Source organism: Bacillus mobilis (assembly GCF_001884045.1).
Classification (GTDB): Bacteria; Bacillota; Bacilli; order Bacillales; family Bacillaceae_G; genus Bacillus_A; species Bacillus_A mobilis.
Map to the genome: position 1 here is coordinate 85,654 of NZ_MACF01000072.1, position 10,502 is coordinate 96,155.

General features: G+C 34.4%; 13 protein-coding genes and 1 riboswitch. Of the genes, 1 reads left to right on the forward strand and 12 read right to left on the reverse strand.

Annotated features, from left to right (window positions below):
• Positions 1-90 precede the first annotated feature (90 nt).
• From BAQ44_RS13685 to BAQ44_RS13735, 11 genes are all read right to left on the reverse strand, one after another.
• A complete protein-coding gene (locus tag BAQ44_RS13685; RefSeq protein ID WP_001240648.1) occupies positions 91-621 on the reverse strand; it encodes a peptidoglycan recognition protein family protein in 531 nt (176 codons plus the stop codon).
• A gap of 79 nt (positions 622-700) precedes the next feature.
• Positions 701-937, reverse strand: a complete 237-nt coding sequence (locus BAQ44_RS13690; protein ID WP_001983018.1) for a DUF3961 domain-containing protein — start codon at positions 935-937, stop codon at positions 701-703.
• 93 nt (positions 938-1,030) lie between these two features.
• Positions 1,031-1,240: a hypothetical protein gene (locus BAQ44_RS13695; protein WP_061677815.1), complete on the reverse strand. Its 210-nt coding sequence runs from the start codon at positions 1,238-1,240 to the stop codon at positions 1,031-1,033.
• Positions 1,241-1,318: 78 nt separating this feature from the next.
• Positions 1,319-2,605 (reverse strand): NAD-specific glutamate dehydrogenase, encoded by a 1,287-nt coding sequence (gene gudB, locus BAQ44_RS13700; RefSeq protein WP_071721987.1) that lies wholly within the window; start codon positions 2,603-2,605, stop codon positions 1,319-1,321.
• 347 nt (positions 2,606-2,952) lie between these two features.
• Positions 2,953-3,561, reverse strand: a complete 609-nt coding sequence (locus BAQ44_RS13705) for a genetic competence negative regulator (protein ID WP_071721989.1) — start codon at positions 3,559-3,561, stop codon at positions 2,953-2,955.
• Positions 3,562-3,638: 77 nt separating this feature from the next.
• On the reverse strand, positions 3,639-4,514 hold the full coding sequence (locus tag BAQ44_RS13710) for a MerR family transcriptional regulator (protein ID WP_071721991.1): 876 nt from the start codon (positions 4,512-4,514) through the stop codon (positions 3,639-3,641).
• The gene (locus BAQ44_RS13715) at positions 4,514-5,290 is read right to left on the reverse strand and encodes a metallophosphoesterase (RefSeq protein WP_071721993.1); all 777 of its coding nucleotides are present in this window, start codon (positions 5,288-5,290) and stop codon (positions 4,514-4,516) included. The genes BAQ44_RS13710 and BAQ44_RS13715 overlap by 1 nt, the downstream gene beginning before the upstream one ends.
• Positions 5,291-5,348: 58 nt before the next feature.
• Entirely contained in the window at positions 5,349-5,828 is a 480-nt protein-coding gene (locus BAQ44_RS13720) for a LysM peptidoglycan-binding domain-containing protein (RefSeq protein WP_061677818.1), read from the reverse strand.
• A gap of 22 nt (positions 5,829-5,850) precedes the next feature.
• Positions 5,851-6,414: a CPBP family intramembrane glutamic endopeptidase gene (locus BAQ44_RS13725; RefSeq protein WP_061677819.1), complete on the reverse strand. Its 564-nt coding sequence runs from the start codon at positions 6,412-6,414 to the stop codon at positions 5,851-5,853.
• On the reverse strand, positions 6,414-7,943 hold the full coding sequence (locus BAQ44_RS13730) for a RecQ family ATP-dependent DNA helicase (RefSeq protein ID WP_071721996.1): 1,530 nt from the start codon (positions 7,941-7,943) through the stop codon (positions 6,414-6,416). The genes BAQ44_RS13725 and BAQ44_RS13730 overlap by 1 nt, the downstream gene beginning before the upstream one ends.
• Complete coding sequence (locus BAQ44_RS13735) at positions 7,933-8,994, reverse strand: YpbB family protein (RefSeq protein ID WP_071721999.1); 1,062 nt, start codon at positions 8,992-8,994, stop codon at positions 7,933-7,935. The genes BAQ44_RS13730 and BAQ44_RS13735 overlap by 11 nt, the downstream gene beginning before the upstream one ends.
• A gap of 284 nt (positions 8,995-9,278) precedes the next feature.
• On the opposite strand from BAQ44_RS13735, the gene BAQ44_RS13740 reads away from it, so the two are divergent.
• Positions 9,279-9,527, forward strand: coding sequence for a ferredoxin (locus BAQ44_RS13740; RefSeq protein WP_001151994.1), 249 nt, complete (start codon positions 9,279-9,281; stop codon positions 9,525-9,527).
• 123 nt (positions 9,528-9,650) lie between these two features.
• On the opposite strand, the gene BAQ44_RS13745 is transcribed toward BAQ44_RS13740, so the two are convergent.
• On the reverse strand, positions 9,651-10,229 hold the full coding sequence (locus BAQ44_RS13745) for an ECF transporter S component (RefSeq protein ID WP_000810851.1): 579 nt from the start codon (positions 10,227-10,229) through the stop codon (positions 9,651-9,653).
• A 162-nt stretch (positions 10,230-10,391) separates the two neighbouring features.
• A riboswitch (FMN riboswitch) is annotated at positions 10,392-10,502 on the reverse strand. This riboswitch is flagged as partial in the annotation.

A 10,502-nucleotide genomic window follows, 5' to 3' on the forward strand; every position in this document is an offset into this window, starting at 1 on the left:
TTCTACCAATACGCTATTTATAAAAACAAGAAAAAACCTACTTACAGCAGTAGGCACCTATCTTTATTGTATTCATTTTTCATATATTTGTCATCTAAACGAAACGTACATCCGATAGACATCTGCTAAAAACTGCTGAAATTTAATACCTTGTTTTCCTAATACATTTTCAGGATCAATCTTTCTAGCTGGGTCAAGTGTTTTATGTGATACGATATCTTTTTTCGGATTCAAGCCGAAGTTTTGACATAAATACGCATGATACCACGTAAAACGGGTATATGCTTCCCAAAAGTTAACATCACCGCCATAACAAAGTTCCACTCCAATGGCAGCCTTATTGGCATCATAACCATATAAGTCATTATCTGTCGGCACACCATATCGAACATGATAGGCTACTTCATTTATAGGAACAATTTCCAATATTGTTTTATCATCTATAAATGTATGTGCCGAAGCTTTCGGTTGTATTTCATTAAAGTAATCCCGATTCCCTATCGCATTGCTACCAGGGTTCCCCGTATCATGACTTACAATAAATCTTACTTTAGAAAGAGGAATTCCCGGTCGTGAACTTCCATACCCAATATAGTTACGCTCTATAGGAAACATCGCCATTACTACCAACTCCCAATTCAGAAGATTACCTTACTTCTTTATATATGTATTCGGTAGCAATGTCCTTATCGCATATTTCTTACGCGAAGAGAAAATCGAAAATATTTGATGTGAATACCATAAATAATAAAATACTTACAGCAACTCCATAAAAACCGTAAAACCAAACACAATCCTCTTTCGTATCTAAACCGAAAAATTTATTTACTGATTGTAATAATGTGCCACGCTTACTTTGTTTGTTTCTTAATACTTCCACTCGTTCTACAACATCTGCTGGCATCATAAATCTTTGGTCTACTGTCATTTTCATCATTTATCTCTCCTTAAAATCATTTCCGTTTTGTTTATCTAAGGAAAGTATAGCACGTTCGTTCGTGTAGAACAAGCGTTCTTTTTTATTTTTATTTTATTTTTCAACAAACCAATTAATAATTACCAATATAACAGCGATAATTGGTCCTACTATAACTGCACCAAATATTAAAAACAGCAGTCCTTCCCCGAACACCCGAACGATACTTGTTTTTGGGGCTTTCGTCGTTCTCGCGAGTTCTCCCTCTAACCTCTTAACTTTTTCTTCTAATTGTTCTACTCGTTCCATCATTTCATTTTCCATATACACCACCTCATTCTTATATTTCAACAAAAAAACGTGATTCCCTCGAAAGGAATCACGTTTTCTCATAATATAATATTATACCCAACCTCTGAAGCGACTTGCTTCAGCCATTTTACGAACACCAACCATATACGCCGCTAAGCGCATGTTCACTTTACGAACTTGTGCTGTTTCATAAATAGAATCAAATGATCTTACCATTACTTTTTCTAAACGTTGTTCTACTTCTTCTTCAGTCCAGTAGTAACCTTGGTTATTTTGTACCCACTCAAAGTAAGATACTGTTACACCACCAGCACTTGCTAATACGTCTGGAACAAGTAAAATGCCGCGATCTGTTAAAATTTTAGTTGCTTCTAATGTTGTTGGACCATTTGCAGCTTCAACAACGATTTTCGCTTTAATATTGTTAGCATTTTCTTCTGTAATTTGGTTCTCAATTGCAGCCGGAACTAAAATGTCGCAATCAAGCTCTAACAATTCTTTGTTTGAAATTGTATTATTAAATAGTTTTGTTACTGTACCGAAGCTATCACGACGGTCCAATAAATAATCAATATCTAATCCGTTTGGATCATGCAATGCACCGTAAGCATCCGAGATTGCAATAACTTTCGCGCCTGCATCATGCATAAATTTAGCTAAGAAGCTTCCAGCGTTACCGAATCCTTGAACAACAACGCGTGCACCTTTAATATCAATTTCGCGTTTTTTCGCAGCTTCGCGAATACAAATTGTTACACCTTTCGCCGTTGCTGTTTCACGTCCATGTGATCCACCTAATACAAGTGGCTTACCTGTAATAAATCCTGGTGAATTAAATTCATCGATACGGCTATACTCATCCATCATCCATGCCATAATCTGAGAGTTTGTGAATACATCTGGAGCTGGAATGTCTTTTGTCGGTCCTACGATTTGGCTAATTGCTCGTACATAACCGCGGCTTAATCTTTCTAACTCACGGAATGACATTTCACGTGGGTCACAAATAATTCCACCTTTACCTCCACCGTATGGTAAATCAACAATACCACACTTTAAACTCATCCAGATTGAAAGTGCTTTCACTTCATTTTCTGTTACATTCGGATGGAAGCGAATTCCACCTTTCGTTGGACCAACAGCATCATTATGTTGTGCACGATATCCTGTAAATATTTTAACAGTCCCGTCATCCATACGAACTGGTATTTTCACTGTCATCATACGAATTGGTTCTTTTAATAATTCATATACTTCGTTTGGATAACCCAATTTTTCTAATGCTTCACTAATAACAATTTGTGTCGAATTCAATAATTCAAAATGTTGTTCCCTTTGTTGTTGTGTTTTTGTTTGAGTTCCCTTTTCGGCTACCATAGTAAGTAAACCCCCTGTAATTTCACTTGTTTAGTAAACCTTCATTGCCTAGTATACACCGTTAAATTTGGAATGCAATAGAAAACGCTAACAAATATATACAAACTATTTTCTGTTGCAAGCGTTTTCACTATCATTATAGTCCTTTTATCACTTTTAGAAAAGTAAAATACTTAAATATTTAAATATTTTTTATTTTACTTATATACAACACCTTAAGAAGATACTTTTAAGCAAAAAACGCCCCGGTATTTATGATTCCCACTTTACCATTGATCGTTTTGACATTTTCAGACCAATATTTTAGATTTTTCCAAATAAAAAAACAAAACCTTAGCTTTGTTATATTAGCTAAGGTTTTGTTTTTTCACAAAGTAATTGTGTATTTGTTCAATTGCTTGAGAAGCCATTAATTCTCTACCATACTCCATTAGACGATAAATAGTTGCTGTAGACGGATTACCATATTCCGCTAAAATAGCTATAAAATCTGCCTTCAGTAATTGAACTTGCTCCTCTTCTTCCATCCAAAGATAGAAACGACCATCCCACGTATATAGTTTTCCGCCAGTTACATCAAGGTTATATAAACGATTCGACAGGTTAATTACATCATCTAGTGTAGCAAACTCATAAAGTATATGCTCGCTTTCATCTAGAGTCACTTGCATTTCAATAAACTCGTCACGGAACTCATCATCTGTATCCACATCTTGATGTTCTTTCGTTACAATTACGACCATTCCTTGCGCTTGTAGAGAAAATACTTCAACTGCAATCGGACCATCCGCTTCAAATCCTAGTTCCTTATTTGCTTCCTGCATCATATCACGAAATAATTGCTGTACTTTCGGTGCATTTCTCCACAAATCTTCTTTCGTTAATCCTCGTTCAGATAAATCATCAAATGTTAAGAAAATTTTTATCTTATTGTAATTTAATCGTTCCAGCCTCATCTCATACCCTCCCTACGTAACCAATGAATATAATTTTTATTATATGAAATAGAAAATAGATGGTTCATTTCGAACAACTATTCTAACATTTTTAACCAATCATCCCATTCTTCTTTCGTATCACCAATTAGGCGTGTTTGAATGTTCAACTGATCTTGAGCACTTATTTCTCCTATAAACCCAACCGAAAGGTTCTCATTTTTTTCTTGCAACAAATTCATGTCGTCCATCACGTTCTTAAGTTCTCGTCCGTCAGCAAAAGAGACTACTACATATGTAGGTTGTATTTGCTCAGCAGCTAACAAAACACCATCTTCCGCTAAGCTTGACCTAATATATATCACCTCATATCCCTTTAAGCGTAAATACGTTGAGAAAACAAACCCTTTCAACATATTATTTTCTAACACGACAACTTTGTGTATAGAAGAAAATGATGATGCATTATGATACACCATTCCTAGTCGAGTTTGTAAAAATGATACGACATATTGAAATTGCATCAATGTAACTTCATTATTATTTTTTAACGTTAACAATTTATTTGACACTTGAAGAACAATACTTGCTATAACTTTTTCTGTTGCATAAATACTAAAAACCTCGTTTAACAATGCAGAAGTTGTAATTTCATCAAATTTTAACAAAGCTTGTAGTAAGTCGTCCACTAAAACAACTTCTCTATCGAAATGTATTTCTTTTTGAACACTACGCTGCAAACGATTCCCTTCTAATAATTGAACTGCTTGTCCAATCATCATGCCGGAAGAAACCTTGTCCATTAACCATTTCAAAACTTCAATATGCTCTTCTGTATATAATCGATGTCCCGCATGATTCCGCTTTGGGGCAATAATTTGATATCGTCTCTCCCATGCACGAAGCGTACTCGGCTGAATTCCAATTATATTCGAAACAGCTTTTATGTTATATTTCCCGTTTAGAGTTGGCATCATTTCCCTCCGCATAACGTAATAATATGTGTTTGAGCAGGTGCTCGGAAGCGAAGTGGAATCAACGTTGTTCCATACCCATTACTAACAAAAAGAGTCATATTTGAATGCTTATATACGCCACCTTTTAAATGTTTTTTAGATGGGAATAATCGAATCTGTCCCCCATGTGTATGTCCACTTAAAACAAGTGAAATTTGTTCTTTTCCAGACATTTTATTTATTATATCAGGGTTATGGCTAATTAATATGCGAAAACCATCTTCTTTGCAATCCGCCAACGCCAAATCTAAACGATCACGTTTCAAACCAACATCATCTACACCAAGTAAACAAATTTTTTCTCCTCGTTCAGACTCAAATACAACTCTTGTATTATCTAAAACTTTCACATTATTTTCTAATAACAAAGCATCTAATTCATGATATTCAATCTCATAATCATTATTTCCCCATACAAAATATACAGGAGCTATCGCTCTTAACTTTTGTATATTTGCGGAGATTTTTGATAAAGGGACGCCTCTTTCCGCTAAATCACCACCAATAATTACAAGGTCTACTTTTCCTTTTACTTGTTCAATTAACGAACTTGAAATGACCCTTCTATGAATATCAGAAATAAAAAACACCTTTACTTCTTGAAAACTTTCCGGAAATTCTTCAAATATTAAAGTATGTTCTAACACAGTATTACGCATCGCTTCTGTATACATTACAAGAAGAAATATAATACCAATACATATGAGAGTACTTAATAAGATAATCCATATCATATATTTTTTACTCCCCTCCTCATAAAGAGAATCCTCAATTTATATAGTAGGTATGTTACTAGCTATCCTGCTTTGCGGAATTATCTTTTATCGGAATTTTTAATTCTTGACCTATATTCACTTCATCTTCTTGTAAATCATTATACTTTTTAATCACTTCGATCCCAGTTTCATCTGAAAAATATTGCTTCGCTATACTTTCTAAGGTTTCTCCCTCTTTCACCGTATGCGTTACTACTTTCTCAGATGGTGCCCCGGATTCAGATTTAGCTGAATCAAAGAAAATGACCTCAAACGCACTTTTCCCAGCGTTATTACCATCACTTTTCACCTGAATATATTTATCTGTATACCATAAGATACTAATTGGTAGTAATATGAATAGAAATGTTAAAACTCGGACGAAAATATGATTCATTTTAAACTTTTCTTTTTTCTCTTTATTTCTATGAATTTCACTACGCGGCGGTAAACTTTCTTTTTCTTCCACTCGCTCAACTTCTAATTCCTCTTCAAAATCAGGAATTCGTTTTCTCATGTTGTTCACCACCACCTTCCATTTATTTTCTTAATTGGAGTCCCATTATAAAATCAACAAGAAAGTGTGCAAAGATTGTTATAAACAAATTTCCTGTCCATTCAAATACATAACCAAAGACAAAACTAATGAAACAGACGAAACAAAACAAAAATGGCTTTTTTATATACCGAATATGTAATACTGCAAATACTAAACTCGCTATTACAATTCCAAAGTGAGTCTGCACTACACCTCTAAATAGAAATTCTTCTGCAAAACCGATAATGAACGTAATAACGAGTAGATGCATAACTGACATTCCTTGAAACATTCTATCGTTAATACCACCATCATCAAACCAAGACTCTGGAAATACTCGCATTGCAACATAATCTAATAACACAATACCAATCGCTAATAAGCCACCTATTATAAGTATAGACACCGGTTCCCATTTCCACAGACTATACACCGATTTTATATCTCGGAATAATATATATGCTAGTAAACAACCGATACCGATAATAATGAACTGTGTGATATACAGGTTCAGCCTTATTTCTTTCGGACTCATATCTTCAATATTATGCCTTTGAATGTTCATCATTCCCCCATCTTTTCTAGACCGAAAAGCTTTTGTAACTCTGTTTCCCAATTATAGTCGAAATCCGATTGTTGCGCTTGTCTTTTTTTATAATCTGTTTTTGTAATACCACAATAGTCACAGCAATTTTTTAACTCGTTCTCTTTTCTATAACCGAACTGTTGCAGCAAATATTCACGTCTACATCCTTTCACTTGCATCCATGATTTCATGTTTTCTAGCTCACTATATTTATTACGCAGCCTTATTTCTACTTCAGCTATTAATCTGTTCATAATTTCATCTGACAAGCTCTTTAATTTTAATTTTCGCTGTTGTATGATTCCAAGTTTCTCAAGATGATAGCGGATGAAACGCCAATATTGTTCATTAAATCTTGCTGCATTATAACAAATTTCTTCTACCTCTTCTATTGGTAATTCTTTCGTTTGAAACATTCTTTCTTGTAGTAAAGAAAATAAAAATTGTATTTGCGACTGACTTGGCAATTCATCTTCAATTATTGAAATTGGCAAATCGTGATCTAACGGACTACATAGTAAGATAGCTATACTCGGTTCACCATCTCTTCCAGCTCTTCCGATTTCTTGTAAATAAGAAGCTATATTAGTCGGATAATGGAAATGAATAATATAGCTCGTATTCGACTTATTTACTCCCATACCAAAAGCACTTGTACATATTACAAGCTGCAACTGGTCATTCATAAACTGTTGTTGAATTAACATACGCTCTTCATGTTCCATACCACCATGATAAAAAGCGACACCCGTCACGCCTTTTCCTCTTAAATATTCCGTTAAACGTTCTGTCCACGCTCTACTTGAACAATATACAATTCCTGGCCCTTGTAAATACATCACCTGATCCAAAAGCGCTTCTTTCTTCTCCTCTATCGTCTCCACAAATTGTACTTCCATTGCAATATTTGGACGATCAATAGAGTATACATGCTGCGTCACTTTCTTCAAATCTAAACTCTCCGCTATATCTCGTAGCACATCTTTCGTCGCTGTTGCCGTTAATGCTAGCACCGTAGGAGACCCGATATGCTCAATGACTACATTTAGTTTTTTATAATCCGGTCTAAAATCATAACCCCATTGTGAAATACAATGAGCCTCATCCACAACAAATAATGAAATATGAACTTTCTTCAATTCTCTTATTAACACTTCCGACTGCAACATCTCTGGTGATACAAAAATAAATTTATATGAAGCTAATTTTTTCATCGCTTCTCTTTTTTCATGTAATGTCCGAAAACTATTAAATGCTATTACTCGGTTTTTCACAACATATTTTAATTGTGTAACCTGATCCTCCATCAAAGATAATAATGGTGATACAACCAGTACTGTTCCTTCTTGCATTAGCCCTGGAAGTTGATAGCACATAGACTTCCCTCTTCCAGTCGGGAGCATTGCTATAACATCTTTTCCTTCTAATAAATCTGTAATTACCCCTTTTTGCCCTGGTCGAAATTCAGAATATCCAAACCATCTATATAAATATTCCTCAAGCTTCATTTATACCCTCCATCCGCGCCAATACAAGACGGACCTCAAAATAAGAAATCCCCTCTCCAACCGCTTGTTTCAACTCACGCAACTTACGTGTTTGTAATGCTTCAATTACTTTTGTTACTTTATCTATTTTATCTTTTTCCATAAACATCTCGATTGAAAACTCTTTTTCCCGCAACGCAATTTCAACAAAATGATCTTCTATCGTTGCAACCTTTAAATTTCTAATTGTCGCTATTTCTTCTAAAGAACGTCCTTGTCTCCAAAAATTATATGTTTTTTTCGTTGATAAACTAAATAATTCAGCTCTCTCATTTGGGTAAGATATAATTTCCGCTAACAGCGGAAATTCATTTTCTTTATCGCGAACTTCTTGTATAAAGAAGTGAATTGTACCCCAAAATAAAAAATACACCCGAAATATATCTTGTTTCGTAATTTCCGCTAATTGCTGCAATGTACAACCGATACGTTCATATCCTGTTAATCGATATGTTACAATTGTCGCTTCTACCACATCACCTTTTCCTAAAAGATTATGTATTTCTTTCCATAATCTTTTAGCCAATTCATTTCTCCTATACGGTATACCTGTTAAAAAGCGTTTCACCCACACCGTTATTTCTGTATCTTGTTGAATAGGAATAAACTTTGTATTATTCTGTTGTAAATTAGATATAGTTTGAATAATTAATGATACTCTTTTCCAAAATGTTTCACCTAATTCTCCATAGTGCAAACCATGTAAATGCTCGGGAAAAGCATACACTTCCTCCCATGTTTGTAACTGCATTTTACCTTTAGATGTTAACAAATATGTATTTTCATGTATTTCTTGAATCAAATCTGCTTGCAACAACTTTGCAACTTCACGATCATAATCTGTTCTATTTAACGATTTATATATTCCAAACAAAAAAGAAATTCGGAACATATTTCCATCTTGTAACGTTTGTGAAGATCGTTTTCCTTTTAATAAATAATAAATAGAAGAAACGGTCCTTTCACCATTCAATTGTTTTAAACAATACAATACAGTATATTGTAGTTGCATTACCGCTTCCACCTTTCAATCTAACTTAGTTACTTTTTAATATGATTGCACGATTAAACTTATCATATCGGCACTATGTACTTGTATATAGTATATTGTACCAAACGAAATAACATTTACGTATTTTGAAAATCTTGTGACATAATGCAAAAATTAGTTGACACTCTAATTGATAAGGATTATCATTATAATTTTATGTTGAAAAGTTTTAAAAACCGTTTTACAATAAGGTTATAATTTTTATGGCGAGCTTTTCACATACATATTATCAGGAGGGAAAAAAGATGGCAAAATATACAATCGTTGATAAAGATACTTGTATCGCATGTGGTGCTTGCGGCGCTGCTGCACCAGACATTTATGATTATGATGATGAAGGTATTGCATTTGTAACGTTAGACGATAACCAAGGTATCGTTGAAATTCCAGATGTATTAATTGAAGATATGATGGATGCATTCGAAGGTTGTCCAACTGACTCAATTAAAGTTGCTGACGAATCATTCGACGGCGACTCTTTAAAATTCGAATAGTTTTTTATTAACTTCAAAAAATATCCCTCATTAATATGAGGGATATTTTTTGTTTTCTATTTTCATTCTATTTAATAAAAAACCATTAGTAGTTCCATACTACTAATGGTTTTATTTTATATTTTATGCATTTTTCATTTTTGCAAACACCCATACTTTCAGGCGTGAGAATAACGCTACAAATACAATTGTCACAACAATTCCTTTAATCAAATTAAATGGTAAGATTGCCGTTACAACCGTTGTTCTTATAGCCTCGCTAGACATAGCTGGTGAATTTAAAAACCAAGTGTAAGCTGGGAATATAATGATGTAATTTAATACACTCATGATGAGCGCCATTGTAATTGTCCCTAGCATTAATCCTGTCGTTAAACTCTTAACAGTACGATACTTTCTAAATAAGAAAGCTGCCGGTCCAATAAATAAACATCCTGCAATAAAGTTGGCAATTTCTCCAACTGGTACTCCCGTTAAACTCCCTTGAATCCCGTAATGTAAAATATTCTTTATCGCCTCTACAATTATCCCTGCAACTGGTCCAAAAATAATCGCAGCAATTAAAGCTGGTACATCACTAAAATCAATTTTTAAAAATGGCGGAAGCCCTGGAAACGGGAAATCCAACATCATCAGTAAATATGCAATACTACTTAGCATCGCTACACTCACCATCTGCACTACACTGTTTTTTTGTTTCATCTTTCTCTCTCCTTTTCCATCGATCTTCTCATGGAAAGTGGAAAGGTTCTGCTATGCCTACTTTTTCATAGAACGAAAAAACCCTTTGTGTTTTACACAAAGGGAGAATTTAAGGCACATCAAACAGACGTTCAAATCCATATCTTTTTTGAACGCTTGAACCTCCATCTTCTCCCATCCAGACTATACTGTCGGCTTTGGAATCACACCAAATCCTGCCTTAACGGCTCGCGGGCTTAGAACAAAATCACATATAGTTCATCACCGCCGGTC

Bases quoted from the DNA above. Each gene is read 5' to 3' on its own strand.
- BAQ44_RS13685 (WP_001240648.1), bottom strand. From the start codon at position 621: ATGGCGATGTTTCCTATAGAGCGTAACTATATTGGGTATGGAAGTTCA.
- BAQ44_RS13690 (WP_001983018.1), bottom strand. From the start codon at position 937: ATGATGAAAATGACAGTAGACCAAAGATTTATGATGCCAGCAGATGTT.
- BAQ44_RS13695 (WP_061677815.1), bottom strand. From the start codon at position 1,240: ATGGAAAATGAAATGATGGAACGAGTAGAACAATTAGAAGAAAAAGTT.
- gudB (WP_071721987.1), bottom strand. From the start codon at position 2,605: ATGGTAGCCGAAAAGGGAACTCAAACAAAAACACAACAACAAAGGGAA.
- BAQ44_RS13705 (WP_071721989.1), bottom strand. From the start codon at position 3,561: ATGAGGCTGGAACGATTAAATTACAATAAGATAAAAATTTTCTTAACA.
- BAQ44_RS13710 (WP_071721991.1), bottom strand. From the start codon at position 4,514: ATGCCAACTCTAAACGGGAAATATAACATAAAAGCTGTTTCGAATATA.
- BAQ44_RS13715 (WP_071721993.1), bottom strand. From the start codon at position 5,290: ATGATATGGATTATCTTATTAAGTACTCTCATATGTATTGGTATTATA.
- BAQ44_RS13720 (WP_061677818.1), bottom strand. From the start codon at position 5,828: ATGAGAAAACGAATTCCTGATTTTGAAGAGGAATTAGAAGTTGAGCGA.
- BAQ44_RS13725 (WP_061677819.1), bottom strand. From the start codon at position 6,414: ATGAACATTCAAAGGCATAATATTGAAGATATGAGTCCGAAAGAAATA.
- BAQ44_RS13730 (WP_071721996.1), bottom strand. From the start codon at position 7,943: ATGAAGCTTGAGGAATATTTATATAGATGGTTTGGATATTCTGAATTT.
- BAQ44_RS13735 (WP_071721999.1), bottom strand. From the start codon at position 8,994: ATGCAACTACAATATACTGTATTGTATTGTTTAAAACAATTGAATGGT.
- BAQ44_RS13740 (WP_001151994.1), top strand. From the start codon at position 9,279: ATGGCAAAATATACAATCGTTGATAAAGATACTTGTATCGCATGTGGT.
- BAQ44_RS13745 (WP_000810851.1), bottom strand. From the start codon at position 10,229: ATGAAACAAAAAAACAGTGTAGTGCAGATGGTGAGTGTAGCGATGCTA.